Raw genomic sequence first — 15790 nt, 5'->3', positions numbered from 1 at the left:
ACCGGCAGGACAAGGCCACGCTGACTGGAAGCGTAAGCGGACAAGTCTGTTTCCCCATTGCGAAAACTGGCCAGTTTGTTTTCTGTTCCGGCCAGAGTGACATAGACCCTCGTGCTTCGCGACGCGCACGTTGTGCAGTCGCGCGACGTGTATCGGGAACGGGAGCCGCCGACGGCCGTGTCGGCTGGGATGCTCTAGTTGCTTCTTGCCGCGCTGCCATCCCGCGCCACATCCCGGCAAAGGCGATGAATCAGACTGCGTATGGCTCGATGACCAGGATCTGCGCCAAAGCGGGAATACCGCGCCTGGGATACCTGACTGGCGGCATATCGACGGGCAATTCACGAACCAGAAGGCCTTGTTGGGATTCGCGCCACCGGTCATCTGGCTGACGACCATTCTGTCGGCCGTTGGAATCGTCTTCCTGATCGTTTGGGAACTGGGAGAGAAGCATCCGATCATTGATCTTCACCTGTTCGCGCATCGCAATTTCGCCATGGGCAAGTCCAGGCTCACTGGCCGTCACGATCGGATCCGGTCTGTGTATTTCGCAACCATCGTTCTGATTCCGCTCTGGCGTCAGATTGACCTCGACTACACCGCGATCCGAGCGGATCCGGTGGCGGCACCGATCGGCGTATTCGGCATCCTGCCCGCACCGCTGGCAGGTGGCTGCAAAAAAGTGACGTGCGCACCCGTAACCCCGTCCCCCTGTCCCATATTGCTGAGAGTGAGGCCAGTTAAATCTGCCAGCATTGACAGCAACGATGCGTTGTTACAGGCTCCGGCGAATTTCCTAAATCGAAATTTTGCAAAGGGGGCGCCCTGCGTAACCGTCGCGCTGTCCTTTACCCGTGAGGCGGGCATTCCAGCGGCGTATTTCTCTACGTAGAGCAGTAAGGGGCCTCGTGCTCCTGGCTGACGTCCTCCCGTCCGACGCTCATCCGGGCTCAGCGAGGGGAAGCGCAACATGATTCAGGCTTTGTGACCAGTTGTTTAGCAATCCTGGAGGAATTTGCGCTGGATTGCAGGTGTGATATTCCGTGTGATTCATATCGAAAGCATAACTCGTTCGTTGCCAGATCGTGGCCCGCTTCGTATAAATGTCCGGCACCATCCGTCTATCCGGCTGTGGCTTTGGTCGGGTGATATTTTCCCGGCAACGCCCGCACACCCGCCAACCTGACCGGTTCAAGATGCTAAAGAAAATTCATCTGCGGCGCGCGACCGTGGCGACGTTTGCCCTGCTCTGCCTTTCCACACTGGCGAAGGCTGATGGCCTGACCGGCGCGCCTGCGCCATTCGACAAAGGTGGCGTCAGGATCGCGGTGGTGAACTGCGTAGACGGTGGCGACTGGTTACAGGCCTTCGAAGCGGGCACCAGGCGTCAGGCACGTGCGCTCAAGGTCGACCTGCGGATTTCGGAGGCTCGCCAGGATCCCAACGTACAGCGTCAACTGATTGAACAGGCAATCACGCTGAAGGTAGACGGCATCGTCATCAACAACGGTAAGCCCGAAGCGCTCAGGGACGTGGCGCAAAGGGCGCTGGACGCCGGAATCAAGGTGGTCGCCTACGACGTCAACCTCGATAATCCGAAGATTCCGCAGATCGAACCGAACGACCGTGACATGGCTCGTCTTGTACTCGAACAGGCCGTGAAGGAACAGGGTGACGGGTTCAAGGCAGGGGCGATCTACGTTGCGGGTTTTGCGCCCCTGGACCACCGCTACGCCGAGTGGAAGGACTTCGGCAAACAGCACGGTATTGTCGAAAAGGCCGTATGGGGCGTGGTGAACGACTCCGTACCGGCGTCGGTGGCCGATCAAACCAAGGCGGCTTTGCGCTCGCACCCGGATATCACGGCCATCTTTGCGCCCTGGGACGAATTCGCCCGCGGCGCCACGCTGGCGGTTAATGAACTGGGGCTGCAATCGAAGGTGAAGGTGTACGGCGTGGACATTTCGACCTCCGACATCCAGGCCATCGTCGAGCCACACAGCCCGTGGGTGGCAACGGCTGCGACGAATGCGGCCGTCGTTGGGGAAGTTTCGGTACGTGCGGTGAGTCTGCTCATTGCGGGCCAGAATCCTGGGCAATGGGTGCTGGTCAAGCCGGCGCTGGTCACGCGTGCACAACTGGTCGACAACAGGCTCGGCAGCATCGAACAACTGGCGCAGAAGATTACCAGCTTTCGCGCCAGCGACGCCGCCTCGGCCTCCTGGATTCCGTCCGCGCAGCAGTGAGCTAGAATCCGCCGCCGTACCCACCCCGCCCGGCAGACCTTGCCGACTGTAATCCGGTTAAATATCCGAGATGTCTTTACTGCCCACGCCAGACTTCGCCTACCCGTACCTCACTTCGTCAGCCTATCCAAACGCGAGGCAGACATGACCATTACGCTCGAACGTCCAGAGCGCGGCCAGTAAGTCTTCACCACACTCTGTGACTATTAGCTCAGGCTTTACGGCACACGCGATTATCTCCGGCAGCGAGATCCGGTTCGCTCTACCGCAGACTTTCGCAACCCCGCTTTCATGGACGATAGGCGGACCTCGTTTTTAGCCATGAACTTCTATATCTGAACCGTATGATTCCCGACGTGGACAGCCAGCCTGCGCAGCACGAGCGTCATCGCGCAATACAATGCCGCGCGGCAGGGTACAGGTGTGGTGGGCTACAGCCTTCAGGTGGCTGTCGACATGAAGCATTACCTCATCATGGCCGACGAAGTTACGAACATCGGCAACGACAAGACGCGGTGAGTCCGATGGCCAATGCCGCCCGAGATGCCATGGGCAAGAAGACGATCAAGGCACTCGCCGATGGTGGCTACTTCAGTGCCCCGGGGATCAGGGCGTGCGATGACGCCGGTATCGCGGCGCTAGCGCCGAAAATGCAAGCCTCTAGCGCAAAGGCCGACGGACGATTCGACGGGGCCTACTTCATCTACATCGCCAGAGACGACAAGTACCTGTGTCCGGAGGGCCAACAGGCGATTTATCGATTCTGTTCGGTCGAGCGCGAAAATCCGGTGCCCCTGCGTACCTACTGGAGTAGCGCTCGCCCGAAGTGCCCCATAAAGGTCAGTGCACACCCGCTGATTACGTGATGCGCGTGGGTCCAGACGTCTTCGATCCGCCACAATATATGCACAAGAAAGCGAGTCTTACCGTCCGGCGACAAGGCACCCGGCAAGCATTCGATTAACCTTGAATCCGGGCCTCTCCACAGATTGCGCAGGCACCTCCCACGGTAATGGCATGACAAGACGGCCCCAGCCGATTCATCGACAAGGTCGCCGATCAGGCAATCGCATGAGGCTGTGCCACAGAGCGCATTCCCTTGTCTCCGGTACCTCCACAATCCAACGTCTTGCGGACAGGGATGACCGTTGCCCGTTACCCACCCAGGTACGCAGCCAGCAGTTCACCATCGTCCAGCAACTCGTCCGCGCATTTTGCCGCGGTAATCCTGCCGGTCTCGAACACATACGCCCGCTGGGCAACGGACAGTGCGTTGTGTACGTTCTGCTCGACCAGCAGCACCGTCACGCCATGTTCATTGATCGCGCGGATGACATCGAGAATCTCGTGCGCCACCCTGGGACTCAACCCGAGGCTCGGTTCATCAAGCAACAACAGGCGCGGTTCCGACATCAGCGCGCGAGCTATCGCGAGCATCTGCTGCTCACCACCACTAAGCGTCCCCGCGAGCTGCGACGACCGCTCCCTCAGACGCGGGAACCGGTCGAACGCCAGTTCCATGCGGCGCGCCACCACCTCGCGGGAACGGCACAGATAGGCGCCCAGCGCCAGGTTCTCGATCACTGTCATCGACGGCCAGACATGCCGCTCCTCGGGACAGTGCGCGATGCCGGCGGCGACGATCCGGTCCGCCGTCAGGCCCCCGACTGGATTGCCATTCCAGGTAATCGAACCGGAGTTCAGCGGCAGCAGGCCGGAGATAGCCCGCAGGGTCGTGCTCTTGCCTGCGCCGTTCGCGCCGATCAACGCCACGATCTCGCCGCGGGCCACTTCCAGCGAAATGCCGTGCAGCGCCTTCGTCTTACCGTAGGCCACGTGAATGTCGGCTACATTCAGGACAGGTTGTTCCAGTGCGTTCATGCGGCATGCGCCTTGCCAAGATAGGCCTCGACAACCTGCGGATTCGACAGGATTTCCGCAGGCACACCCTCGGCCAGTTTCTCCCCGAGATGCATCACCACCAGACGGTCACAGGTGTTCATCACGAGATTCATGTTGTGTTCCACGAGGACAATCGCCTCGACCTCCGTGTCGCGTAACTGGCGCAAGACCTTGCCCAGCACCACGGCCTCCTGGGTGTTCAACCCGGCAGCAGGCTCATCCAGCATCAACAGCTTCGGTCTGGCCGCGAGTGCCATGGCGACTTCCAGCAGACGCAGCTCCCCGCATGACAACAGATATGCGGGTGAATCGATCCGCCGCCCGAGACCGATCAGCTCAACGATCCGCTCCGCGCTATGCCGCACGTCCATTTCGATCGCGCGTACCCGGGCAGTCGGCAGAAAGACCCGCCACAACGGCTGACGGGCTGCCAGATAGTGTCCCGCCAGGATGTTCCCGAAAACCGTGAGCGACTTCAGCACGCTGGTTTTCTGGAAACTGCGCACGACCCCCTCGCGGGCAATCTGGTATGGCTTCATTCCCGTCAGACGCTTGCCCCGGAACGACACGTCTCCGGAGTCGGGGCGGTAGAAGCCGGTCACCAGATTGAAACAACTGGTCTTGCCCGCGCCGTTCGGACCGACGAGTCCCAGGATCTCTCCCGGCTTCAGATCGAAACTGACGTCGCGTACCGCGGCCACCCCACCGAACCGTTTGGACAGGCCATTCACGCTCAAGAGATAGTCCGTATGTGTCTGCATCATGATGTGCCTCCCGGAAGCGTCTGGCCCGCGGCAAGATCGCCGTTGCGTGCCGTCGGTCCCGCGAGACGCGTGGCCAGGAAACCCATCAGCCCGCGAGGCAGGAACAGCACGATCAGGATGACGAACACGCCGAACAGGGTCAGCCGTAACTCCTGCGCCTCGCGCAGATATTCCTGCAGCAACGTGACCAGCAGTGCGCCGACAAGCGGTCCCAGCAAGGTGCCTTTTCCACCCACCAGTACCATGATGATCATGGTAGCCATAAACGGAAAACCGAATACGTCGCTGCCGACAAAGGAAATGTAATGCGCGTAAAAGCCGCCGGCCACCCCCGCCAGCACAGCGCCCAGCACGAATGCCTGCATCGCCATGGCGAACGGCCGGATGCCGACCGACTGGGCCACGTACCGGTTTTCCCGGACCGTCACGGCCGCGCGGCCCGCCGCCGAGTATACGAAGCGATACGCGAAATACAGCGCGGCGGCCGTGATCCCCAGCATGATGTAGTAGAGAATCTGCGTGGCACGGAAGTTACCCAGGTTCACAATCCAGGCCGGCTGTGCGACGCCGGCAATGCCCATCGGCCCATTGGTCAGGGACACCCAGTTGTCCGCAATCAGTCGCAGGGCTTCGGCAAAGGACAGCGTCACGATGACGAAGAACGGCCCCTGCAGGCGCAGGGTGATTGCACCAATTAGCACGCCGGCGACCATCGCCACCATTCCGGCAAGCGGTACGGTTGACCACATCGGCAATCCGTAGCGTGTCGACAGGATCGCGGCCGTATAGGCACCGATCCCCAGAAACGCCGTATGCCCCAGTGAAAACTCTCCGACGTATCCGGTCACCAGATTGAAGCTGGTGGCCAGCACCGCATAGAACAGCACCATGACGCCGAGGTGCACCAGATACTGGTCGCGAATGACCAGCGGCACCAGCACGGCGAGGAGCCCGAATATCAGCAGGCCGTTACGTTCGAATTTCATGTCAGACCCTCTCGGCACGCAGCGAAAACAGGCCATACGGCCGGAACAGCAGAACGGCGATGACCAGCACAAAGCCGACCAGATCGACCAGGTTCGTCGACACGTAGCCGCCCCACAGCGCCTCGGCCAGACCGAGCAGCAACCCGCCCGCGATCGCCCCGGCGAAACTGCCCATGCCGCCGAGGATCACGACGACGAACGCCTTCAGGCTGACCGGGCCGCCCATGCTGACCTGCGTCGAATAGATCGAACCAAGCAGCATGCCCGAGAGCGCCGACAGCGTGGTACCGAGTGCAAAGGTCGAGGCGTAGACGCGGCCCGTACGGATGCCCGCGAGGCGCGCCGCCATCGGATCCTGAAACGTGGCACGCATCGCCCGGCCGAGCGTGGTGTGGCGGATCAGCAGATGCGCCGCCACAATCAGCGCCGCCCCGATCATGATTGCGACCAGCCGGACCCGTGTCAGGACCACCGCTCCGAGCAGGATCGGCGCGTCGGGCACGGGCGCTGCCACCTTGAGCGGCGCCGTACCGACCACCAGCAACGCGACGTTGGCGATCACGATAGACAGGCCGATGGTCAGCAGGATACCGGCCTCTTCCCCCTGGTCGCGGACCCGCTCGATCAGGAACCGGTCGACGAGCCAGCCAAATGTAGCCATCACGACCGCGACGATCGCGAGCCCCGAGAAGAAATCGAGACCGAGGCGGGTCGTGACGAACCAGCCGAGCACGCCACCCAGCATGTAAAACTCCCCATGCGCGAAATTCACCACGCGCATGAGCCCGAAGATCAGCGTCAGCCCCAGCGCGGACAAGGCATAGAAGACACCGATGACCACGCCGTCGGCCAGGAACTGCAGAAGAAGGTCCATGAGATCAGCCCTGCCGGATCAGTGCGGTGCGCCGACTGTCGTGGTCGCCACGACCTGCGGGACCTTGTTGTGGATCTGGACCAGCACCAGGCTGAAACCATAGGCCTGCCCCTTCGCCGTAAACCGGTACCGGCCATTCGGCGCCTGATAATCGGTCTGCAGGAGTGCCGCACGGATCCTGTCCGCATCGGTCGAACCGGCCCGCTGGATTGCCGCCGCCATGATTTCCACGGCGTTGTACCCTGCCGCGCCGTACTTGCCGGGAGGCGCCTTGTACACGGTCGTATAGCTGTTCACGAACGCGGAGTTTTCCGGCGTGGCCAGTGTCGACGCGTACGGCACGGCGGCATAGACGCCTTCGGCCGCGGGCCCGGCCAGATCGATGAAGTCGGAAGTGGCCCACGAACCGACGCCGAACACCTTGATGTTCAGGCCCAGCTCCTTGAGCTGCTTGACCAGGGTCGAGCCGTCCTGCGTCTCCGCTGCAACGAACAGACCATCTGCGCCGGAAGCCCGCAGCTTGGCGAGCAGCGTATAGAAATCGGTCGCGCCATGATCGAAATAGTCGGTCGACGCCGTCTGCACCCCGCCCGCCTGCAGCGCCTGCTGGAACGCCTGGACGCCGCCGCGTCCCCAGTCGTCGTTCACGCCCACATAGGCGACCCGCTTGAGCGACAACGTCCTGATCAGCGTCGGCGCAAACGAGCGGGCAAGCAGCTGGTCCGTCTCCGCCGCCCGGAAGAACCACGGATTGCCCTTCTCGGTCAGATCCGCCTCCGACGACACGCCCGTGAGCAGCGGAATGCGGTACTTCTGCGCGACCGGCATGATGGCCGCCGTCGCCGAACTGCAGAAGGCACCGATCAGGGCCGACACCTTGTCCTTCTGGACCAGCTTTTCGGCCGCATTGACCGTGTTGGCCGGGTTGCACTGGCCGTCTTCGATCGTCAGCTCGAGCGGGTGACCCAGTACGCCGCCTGCCTTGTTGATGACCGCGACCGCCAGTTTCGCGCCGTTCACGTCTGCCTGGCCGTTGTAGGCAACCGAACCCGTGAGCGGCTGAATCAACCCGATCTTCACCGGCGACGCCGCATAGGCGGCTGTGCAGACAAGACCACTGGCCGCAAAAAACGAGAATATCGACGCCGCGAGACGGTTCGCGGTCATACCTCGCGATATCGTTGCCAGCCGGCTGTGGACACCAGGGCGGGTCTTTCCGTCCATTCCGGAACGACGTGAGAACAAGGAGAACGTGTACATTGCTGATCCTGCAGTGTGATCGAAATGGGAGCCCGGCCAGGACACCGGCCGGACCGGCTTCGCCCGACTAGAAGCGGTGATTCATGCCGACGCGGAACATCAGCTGGCGATTCGTGGACGATGCATCCGCGATCGCGTAGTCGTAGATATCGGCCTGCTTTGCGTCCCCCGCGGCCTGCTGGAAGGCGCCCATTGCATAGAGCATCGTCGTCTTCGACAGGGTATAGCTGGCAAAGAGGCCCGCCGTGTGATATTTCGGGCGCTCGCCGTTGTAGTTCACCTTGCCATCGGAATAGATGTAGGCGCCGCCAACCGTAGTACTCGGCGTAATGCTGTACTTCAGCCAGATATCGTAGTTGTTGAACACAACTGAGCTCGTCGTGCCATTGGCATCGTCGAACCGGGTATTGGTATAGGTAAACCCGGCGGTCGCATCGCCGATCGCATAGCTGCCGCCCACGCCGATGATCTGCTGGTTGCGCGGGCTGCCCACGTAACTGAACGCACCGCTGGCACCGACGGCCGAACCGGTCGTGTTGACGATGAAGTTGCCGTCGTTGGTCAACAGGCCCGGATTGTTGAAGTGGTCATAGACCGCGGCGAGGTTCAGCCCGGCATGTTCCCAGGCAGCCGCTACCGACCACATACCTGTCGTGCCGAGCGTCGTCGAACCGGAAAACGAATACATGCCGCTGAGCGTGAGACCGGCGATGGACGGGCTCACGTACTTGACCGCGTTGTCGATGCGATACGTGTTGGCGGTGTTGTCGATATCGCCCGCGTGGACAAACGGTCCTGTGAACTGGCCGTTGGACGTGACCGGCTGCAGATAATCCGTCACGAGGTCATACTGACGCCCGAACGTCACCGTGCCGTACCGGTCGTCCTGAAGACCCACGTACGCCGAACGACCGAACAGACGACCACCCTGCAGGTTCTTCCCGTTCGTGGCATCAAAGCCCGATTCAAGCCTGAAGATCGCCTTGAGTCCGCCGCCGAGATCTTCCGCGCCTTTCAGACCGAAACGGCTGCCGTAAATGCCGTCCCACGTGCCGTCGCGCAGACGGACCAGCGAGCTGCCGCCGCTGTTGTTCACATAGTCGATCCCTTCGTCAATGACGCCATACAGCGTGACGTTCGAATCGGCATACGCCGCCTGCGCGGCACCGGCGAGGCAAAGCGCAACGACAATGGTTGCCGGTTTTGACGCGCCCAGCACGCCGCCGCGTGTGACTGTATTTTTCCCATCCATTTATATAGGAATCCTGTTTATATGTTGATCAATGAGGCACCACCTTGATACATCCCTACCAACATCTGGTTTTATTGCGCGACAAACTGGAAAACGCCCTGCCCGCCAGATCAGGAGGAGGCGGTCAGCGCCCCCCTCTCCTCTATCACACTACCGGCGATAGTGCTTTTATTATATGAACGTAAAAATAATAGGCGCAACGCGAAAAAAAATAATGCGCGGTTTTTCAGACCAGAACCGTAGTCCCCGATACCGTCTTCAGCAGCACCGTCGAATCCATCACGGCGGCGTACTTCTGTTCCATGTCGAAGAGATTCGCCTCATGCGGACCAGGCGCCCGGTCTCCCACGCAATCGGACAGCACCAGCGGACGGAAACCATACTGCATTGCGTCGACCACGCTCGCCCGTACGCAGCCACTCGTGACCGCGCCCGCCACGACAAGCGTCTGCACGCCGCGTTGCGTGAGCCACGCGGCGAGCGACGTCCCGAAGAAAGCGGACGGCACGGTCTTGCGCACCACCAGTTCGCCCGGATGCGGCGTCAGTTCGTCGACAATCGCGCTGTTATGGTCGCGCTCCTTGAGTGTGAGCATGCCGGGTACCTTCAGCGCGAAGATGTTCGTGTCGGCATCGTCATCCGCAAACACGATACGGGTGTGCGCCACCGGCCAGCCGCTGCGCCGCGCCGCATCGAGCACGGGAACCGTGCTGGCAATCGCCGCGGGAATGTTTCCGCCACCGAACACGGCGGGGTCGGCGAAGCTGTTGACGAAATCCACGATCAGCAGGCCGAACGGGGGGCGTGGCTTGAGCGTATGGCCAAAACCCTGCCGTTGATAGGTCGAAAGCTCGTCATGCATGGGTTCTCTCCTGGTCCTGTACCTTGCCGCGCGTGACCACCGCTTCGCCGTCCAGCGTCACCGTGCAGTTGCGCATCGGGATATCGATGTGGCAGGCGGTCGTTCTCGATCCCCCTGCCTCGTTGTTGGGCCCAAGCGAGAACAGGAAATTGCCCTCGAACGCCCGGGCATCCATGCCGAGCGTAGCCTCCCGGTCGTACAGGCCCAGCGTCGTCCAGTGCGCGCGCGGCTGCAGCCCCCAGCCGATGTGCGAGATCGCATAGGCCTCCGGGTCGTTGAACGACGCGACATATTCCGAGAGCAGGTCGGCATCCATACCACCCTGGATCTCCACGGCAAACCCGTCCTTCACCACCAGCCGGATTTCGGAGCGGATGTACGACTTCTGCGGCAGCAGGATGTCGCCGGGCGAGAGCACGATCGTGCCCTGCGTCTGTCCCTCGTTCGGCCAGGTCAGCGCAAAGCCGCTCGGCCAGTGATCCCAGCGCCCGGGCTCGTCCACGAACCCATACTCGCTGATGGCCGGATACTGCCCAAGGGCACAGGTCAGATCGGTGCCCGCATCGTTGCGTACCTGCATGACTTTCGCCCGCACGATCCTGTCGGTCGCTGCCTTCACGCGCGCGCGGTCCTCCACCGACGGGACCATGCGCACGAGCACCTCGGGTGGTTCCACCGCGAGCAGGATCTTCGTGCCGGACCTGAGGATCTCGTGCTGCTCGGGCGAAAACAGCAGCGTCATCAGGTCGAGCACGAGGTCGCTTTCCTTTAGCGCAGCAATCGCCGCGCGGTTGCCGGTGAGCGGCGTCGTGCCCAGATAGGCCAGCGCGTCGCGGCTGAGCGCCTTCTCTGCATTCACCGGCTGCAGGTCGAGGCGGTTGACCACCGCACCCATCAAGGCTGCAGCGGTCAGGGCCGTCGAGACCGTCTGCGGATGGCTCGCCGCGCCGGTCAGGACGGTGACCGTCTGGCCGGACTGGAGCCGGGATAATTCAAGAACCGTCTTCCATGCTTCGAGCATGGCGTAATCGCTGACAGGCATGGCGTCTTCCTGGAATGATTGAGATTGACGAATTAAAGAAGGGACGCCCCAAGGAACGTGCCGAAGGCGCGATAGAAACCACCCGCGTTGTCCCACGGGATCATGTGGCCGGCGTCGGGCACGCGCACGTGCTGCATCGATGGTGTCGCGCGTTGCAGTTCCGCGACGTCCCCGTCGCGCACCACGTCACCGCGCGCGGCGGTGACCAGCAGGGACGGTACATGCAGTTGCGCCACATCCGCGTGGAAGTCGTCGGTGTGAAAGCTCCGGTACGACTCCAGCACGGCGCGCTCGTCGCACGTGTGCAGCCATTCGGCGCGTAGCCGGCGCTCCTCTTCGGTCCATGTCGGGCAGAACGCATGCATGGCCCCGGCATCCATGCCGGCGCGCGCAAGCGCCATCGAGTCGACGTACCACGGCAGCTTGCCCGGATACTCGCGCCGGCGCGGGCCGGACACCGGCGGATCGACGAGCACGACCGATGCGAGACCCACCGGCCTGAGCACCGCCGCACGCGCGGCGATACGCGCCCCCATCGAGTGGCCCACGAGCGAAAATCGCCCGAGACCGAGCGCCGCCGCGAGCGCGACAACGTCGTCGCCCTGCGCATCCAGGCTGTAGTCCAGCGTGGGCGATGCTTCGGACAAGCCCCGGCCGCGCACATCGATCACATAGGTGTCGAACGCCCGGCCGAACACCTCGCCGACAAAACCCCAGGTGATCGCCGGGCTCGTGATGCCGGGAATCAGGATGACTGCGGCGCGCCCGCCGCGCGCGCCGTCCGTGCCGCCATAGCGCAGATAATGCTGGCGGATGCCGTTCGCGTGGACGTTGGCGCCATACAGGAAAGTGCTCATCGTGCGCCCTCAATACGCGCCGGAGAGCAGCGTGCCGGCACCTGGCACGACAGGCTCCAGATCGAGCGCCTTCAGCATCGCGTAGGTGGTGGCGATTGCCGCCGTCACGACCGGCTTGCGCGTCATGGCCTCGACCCGGGCCACGACGGGCAGCGACGGCATCTGCACGCAGGCCGACAGCACGATCGCATCGACGTCGCGGGTGTCCATCTCCGAGACGATCTGCGGCAACCGGGCCGGATCATGGCGACCGACGTCGAGGTTGTCCGGAATTTCCAGCGCCCGGTAATCGACCACATCGTAGCCTTCGTTGCGGATGTAATCGACGACCAGTTCCGTCAGCGGCTTCATGTAGGGGGCGACCACCACGATGCGTTTCGCGCCGATGATCTTCAGTGCATCCACCAGCGCGCCAGCGCTCGTGATCACGGGCGCATCGCCACCGTTTACCGCGGTATGCGCCTTGAGCCGCCGTTCCGACTGACGGTGATAGCCATGTCCCATCGCCATGATCGCGACGAGACACGCATAGCCGAGCACATCGACACGCGCATCGCTCAGCTCGACCGCGCAGCGGTCGGACTCGGCATCCATCGCGGCCAGCTCGCTCTTCACGACCTTCTTCATACGCATGCGTGAGGAATGGAAGGTAAAACGCTCGGGACGGATCTGCTGGCGCGCCAGCAGCATCGCCGGTATTTCCGTTTCCATCGTGGTGTTGGAACTCGGAACGATCTGTCCAATGCGGTAAAGGTTCTTGCTCATCCTGGTGTCATCCATGAATACGGGAAAAGCTGGCGCGGCTCATGCCACGGTGGCGACGCGCGGCTGGAAATCGGTGGCGTTATAGGCGTAGACCCAGTCGGCCTGGATACCCGACGCCTGCGGGTTGAGCCAGGACTTGAACTGGTAGACGAGGTCGCGCTTGCGCTGGGCGAAGAGGGTCGGCAGGTGATAGGTGCGGCCGCGCTCGCGGGATTCGAGCTGCACCCGGCTCGTGCGGGGCAGGCGCTCGGCCTCATAGTCGCGTAGCGCCGAGGCGACGTCGCTGCCATGCGCGGCCAGAGACCGGGCCAGCACATAGCCGTCCTCGATCGCCATTGCCGCTCCCTGAGAAAGAAACGGCAGCATCGGGTGGGCTGCGTCGCCGAGCAGGGTCAGGCGTCCGGCCGACCACGCCTGCATCGGATCGCGGTCGAACAGCCCCCACTTGAACACCGAATCAACACGTTCGAACAGGCGGATCAGGTCCGGATGCCATCCTTCGAATGCCGCGAGCAGTTCCTCGCGGCTGCTCGGCGCGTTCCACGACTCCTCGACCCACCCGGCCGTTTCGTTGACCGCGACGATATTGACGGCCTTGCCCTGTCGCACGTAATAGGTCACGACGTGGGATTTGGGTCCCAGCCAGAACGAGGAATCGGGCGAAACGAAATCGACCACGCCATCCACCGGCACCACCGCCCGGAAACACATATGGCCCGTGAATTTCGGCGCGTCTGCGCCGAACAGCTTGCTGCGCACGACGGAGCGCACCCCGTCGGCCCCGACGATCAGGTCGGCCTCGAACTCACTGCCGTCCTCGAAGCGGGCAACGGCCGTGTCCCCTGACTGCCGCACGTCGACACAGGCAGTCGCAAGCTGCGCTGCGCCCGCGGGCAGCTTTTCGGTCAGCAGCTGATGCAGGTCGGCCCGGTGGATATGGAAAAACGGCGCGTTGTACAGGCGTGAGCACTCGTGCGCGAGCGGGATACGGAAGATTTCCTTCGCCGTGTCCCAGTTGCGGCCGACGATCGCCTGCGGCAGGAACGTCACGCGGCGCATCGCCTCGCCAACACCGAGTGCGTCGAGCACCTTGACGGCGTTGGGGGTCATCTGGACCCCCGCACCGACCTCACCGAACGCCGGGGCGCGCTCGAAGATCCGCACGTCGAAGCCCTGCTGCGCCAGCGCGGCCGTCAGGGCCACGCCGCCGATGCCGCCACCGATCACACCTACCCGAAGTTTTCTCGTCATGTTGCCCGCTCTCCAGAATTGACCTGCATCAACCCATGGGCTGATATTATTTGGTCGTAAAATTAAATATAAGGATTTCAAAAATCAGGAATTTCCCTGCGGCATCCCTACCTGCCCCACGACCACGGCTCACGGCAAGCCGGCTTATGGAAGGCCGTACAATAGCCGCCACACAATATCCATCCACGAAGTCGCAGGCGCCCTGCCACAGCACTCACATCCAGTCCGAATGCGAATGACGAAAGACACTCCGAGCAGCACCCGTTCGCGCAACGCCCCGAAGCGCCGTAACGGCCCTGGCCGTCCGGTTGGTATCAGCAACCTGCGCGAAAAGATCCTCGACGCCGCGGAAGTCGACTTCGCCGATCACGGATACGCGGGCTCCACGCTGCGTGAGGTGGCCAACGCCTGCGGTGTAACCCAGGCACTGATCACGTACCACTTCGGCACGAAGCAGCGCCTGTTCGAAGAGGTATTCCTGCGCCGCGCCACACGGATTTCCGAGCAACGCCTCGACCTGCTCAGCCAGCTTCAGCAGAACACCGCGAAGCCGTCCGTTGCGGAAGTGGTCCGCACATTCCTCGAACCGATGCTGACGCTGCGACGCTCCCCCGGTGGACGGGCTTTCATCCGGCTTCACGCCCGCCTGCATACCGAACCCCCCGAGATCTCGTACAAGCTTCGCAACCTCGCCTATGGCGAGTCCACCCGGGCCTATGTCGAAGCGCTCCAAAGCGCCCTGCCGACTCTTCCTGGAAAGGATCTGTACTGGCGGGTGACGCTGATGATCGGTTCCTACCTGTACGCGTTTTCGGACAGCCACCGGCTGGAGGTGCTCAGTGAGGGCGCCTGCAATCCCGGGGACGCGACTGAAACGCTGGAACAGCTGACGGCGTTTGTGGTCGGCGGACTCACAGCGCCAGGCGTCGGAACACCGGAGCCAGTTCGCAGGCGCAGATAGTTGACGACGCACACCTGCCCCGGTCAGCGGTGAAGTGACACCTGCAATGCCCCGCTGATCTGGCGGATGGTCGCGTGCATGGCCTCCAGCGTCGTGCCCGACAGGCCTGAGCTGCCGGTCGCCGCGATCATGTCGTCCAGCACCTCCGCGGCGTCAGCCGAGGCACTGTCGGGCAGCACCGATGCAATGGCACTGACCGCGGCCACCAGGCCGTGGATCTGCCCGCGAAGGACATCAAGTTCCTTTTCCATACACTCCTCTTCCAGAAATTTGTTGCACGAATCCGCAAGCCCCGACGGGCAGCCGATACCATGCCATTTGCACCGTCGCCCTGACAACCACGGTCTATGGCGCACAAATTATATGTTCGTAAAAATAATAATTGCAAGCTGCACGAGCCTTCATGAATAGCAACTCTGTCACACCAGAACACTTATGGCGGCGGTGTTACCTACGATGCTGGTTTGGCCCGCCTGCTGCGGGATCATGAGGTCGAGGTGCGGGAGGTCAAATGATTGATCGCCTCTGTCAGAAAGCCCATCGCGAAGCGAGGCTGGGAAACATCCAGGCCGTGGGCATCAGTGCTCGCTCCGCTGAAATCGCTATGGCATAAGAGGTGCACCAGTCCGGCGCACCTCTTTTCTTAGAGACCATTTCAAAAAGACCCCGAGGGGGCTGTTAACCTTTTCGGCAAGCTGTTAACCTTGGCCATCTGAACAACAGGAACCAAGGGGATGGGCACGCCGATCATTGATGACGAACTGTGGG

General features: G+C 62.3%; 16 protein-coding genes and 1 pseudogene. 5 read left to right on the top strand and 12 right to left on the bottom strand.

Annotated elements, in window-relative coordinates; translation table 11 throughout:
* Positions 1 to 205 precede the first annotated feature (205 nt).
* The 4 genes and pseudogenes from NE850_RS18375 to NE850_RS18365 all read left to right on the top strand — a co-directional run bounded on the left by NE850_RS18375 (position 206) and on the right by NE850_RS18365 (position 3112).
* On the top strand, positions 206 to 892 hold the full coding sequence (locus tag NE850_RS18375) for a hypothetical protein (protein ID WP_310699101.1): 687 nt from the start codon (positions 206 to 208) through the stop codon (positions 890 to 892).
* A gap of 304 nt (positions 893 to 1196) precedes the next feature.
* Entirely contained in the window at positions 1197 to 2246 is a 1050-nt protein-coding gene (locus tag NE850_RS18370) for a substrate-binding domain-containing protein (protein WP_310699100.1), read from the top strand.
* Between the two features lie 99 nt (positions 2247 to 2345).
* Positions 2346 to 2672 (top strand): annotated as a pseudogene (locus NE850_RS39495) (LysR family transcriptional regulator); the annotation flags it as partial.
* A 98-nt stretch (positions 2673 to 2770) separates the two neighbouring features.
* A complete protein-coding gene (locus tag NE850_RS18365; protein ID WP_310699099.1) occupies positions 2771 to 3112 on the top strand; it encodes a hypothetical protein in 342 nt (113 codons plus the stop codon).
* Between the two features lie 289 nt (positions 3113 to 3401).
* On the opposite strand, the gene NE850_RS18360 is transcribed toward NE850_RS18365, so the two are convergent.
* The 11 genes from NE850_RS18360 to NE850_RS18310 all read right to left on the bottom strand — a co-directional run bounded on the left by NE850_RS18360 (position 3402) and on the right by NE850_RS18310 (position 14061).
* Positions 3402 to 4127 carry an ABC transporter ATP-binding protein gene (locus NE850_RS18360; RefSeq protein WP_310699098.1) on the bottom strand — a complete coding sequence of 242 codons (726 nt, stop codon included), beginning with the start codon at positions 4125 to 4127 and terminating at the stop codon, positions 3402 to 3404.
* Positions 4124 to 4912: an ABC transporter ATP-binding protein gene (locus NE850_RS18355; protein ID WP_310699097.1), complete on the bottom strand. Its 789-nt coding sequence runs from the start codon at positions 4910 to 4912 to the stop codon at positions 4124 to 4126. The genes NE850_RS18360 and NE850_RS18355 overlap by 4 nt, the downstream gene beginning before the upstream one ends.
* Positions 4909 to 5853, bottom strand: a complete 945-nt coding sequence (locus NE850_RS18350; protein WP_310699096.1) for a branched-chain amino acid ABC transporter permease — start codon at positions 5851 to 5853, stop codon at positions 4909 to 4911. The genes NE850_RS18355 and NE850_RS18350 overlap by 4 nt, the downstream gene beginning before the upstream one ends.
* A 46-nt stretch (positions 5854 to 5899) precedes the next feature.
* Entirely contained in the window at positions 5900 to 6772 is an 873-nt protein-coding gene (locus NE850_RS18345; RefSeq protein WP_310699095.1) for a branched-chain amino acid ABC transporter permease, read from the bottom strand.
* Between the two features lie 18 nt (positions 6773 to 6790).
* Positions 6791 to 7939: an ABC transporter substrate-binding protein gene (locus NE850_RS18340; protein WP_310699094.1), complete on the bottom strand. Its 1149-nt coding sequence runs from the start codon at positions 7937 to 7939 to the stop codon at positions 6791 to 6793.
* A gap of 160 nt (positions 7940 to 8099) precedes the next feature.
* Complete coding sequence (locus NE850_RS18335; RefSeq protein WP_310699093.1) at positions 8100 to 9284, bottom strand: porin; 1185 nt, start codon at positions 9282 to 9284, stop codon at positions 8100 to 8102.
* Positions 9285 to 9510: 226 nt separating this feature from the next.
* Positions 9511 to 10146 (bottom strand): N-carbamoylsarcosine amidohydrolase, encoded by a 636-nt coding sequence (locus tag NE850_RS18330; protein WP_310699092.1) that lies wholly within the window; start codon positions 10144 to 10146, stop codon positions 9511 to 9513.
* Positions 10139 to 11188 (bottom strand): 2,5-dihydroxypyridine 5,6-dioxygenase, encoded by a 1050-nt coding sequence (locus tag NE850_RS18325; protein WP_310699091.1) that lies wholly within the window; start codon positions 11186 to 11188, stop codon positions 10139 to 10141. The genes NE850_RS18330 and NE850_RS18325 overlap by 8 nt, the downstream gene beginning before the upstream one ends.
* Before the next feature lie 32 nt (positions 11189 to 11220).
* Positions 11221 to 12045: an alpha/beta hydrolase gene (locus tag NE850_RS18320; RefSeq protein ID WP_310699090.1), complete on the bottom strand. Its 825-nt coding sequence runs from the start codon at positions 12043 to 12045 to the stop codon at positions 11221 to 11223.
* 9 nt (positions 12046 to 12054) lie between these two features.
* Positions 12055 to 12810 (bottom strand): Asp/Glu racemase, encoded by a 756-nt coding sequence (locus NE850_RS18315; RefSeq protein ID WP_310699089.1) that lies wholly within the window; start codon positions 12808 to 12810, stop codon positions 12055 to 12057.
* Positions 12811 to 12849: 39 nt separating this feature from the next.
* The gene (locus NE850_RS18310) at positions 12850 to 14061 is read right to left on the bottom strand and encodes an FAD-dependent monooxygenase (protein WP_310699088.1); all 1212 of its coding nucleotides are present in this window, start codon (positions 14059 to 14061) and stop codon (positions 12850 to 12852) included.
* Positions 14062 to 14296: 235 nt separating this feature from the next.
* Here NE850_RS18310 and NE850_RS18305 point away from each other — a divergent pair, with 235 nt between their 5' ends.
* Positions 14297 to 15022: a TetR/AcrR family transcriptional regulator gene (locus tag NE850_RS18305; RefSeq protein ID WP_310699087.1), complete on the top strand. Its 726-nt coding sequence runs from the start codon at positions 14297 to 14299 to the stop codon at positions 15020 to 15022.
* A 23-nt stretch (positions 15023 to 15045) separates the two neighbouring features.
* Here NE850_RS18305 and NE850_RS18300 read toward each other — a convergent pair whose 3' ends face one another.
* A complete protein-coding gene (locus NE850_RS18300; protein WP_310699086.1) occupies positions 15046 to 15273 on the bottom strand; it encodes a hypothetical protein in 228 nt (75 codons plus the stop codon).
* Positions 15274 to 15790 lie beyond the last annotated feature (517 nt).

The organism is Paraburkholderia sp. USG1 (assembly GCF_031570135.1).
GTDB classification, from domain to species: domain Bacteria; phylum Pseudomonadota; class Gammaproteobacteria; order Burkholderiales; family Burkholderiaceae; genus Paraburkholderia; species Paraburkholderia dioscoreae.
Note: the sequence above shows the minus strand (reverse complement) of the source record. Positions and strands in the feature narration are given on the sequence as shown.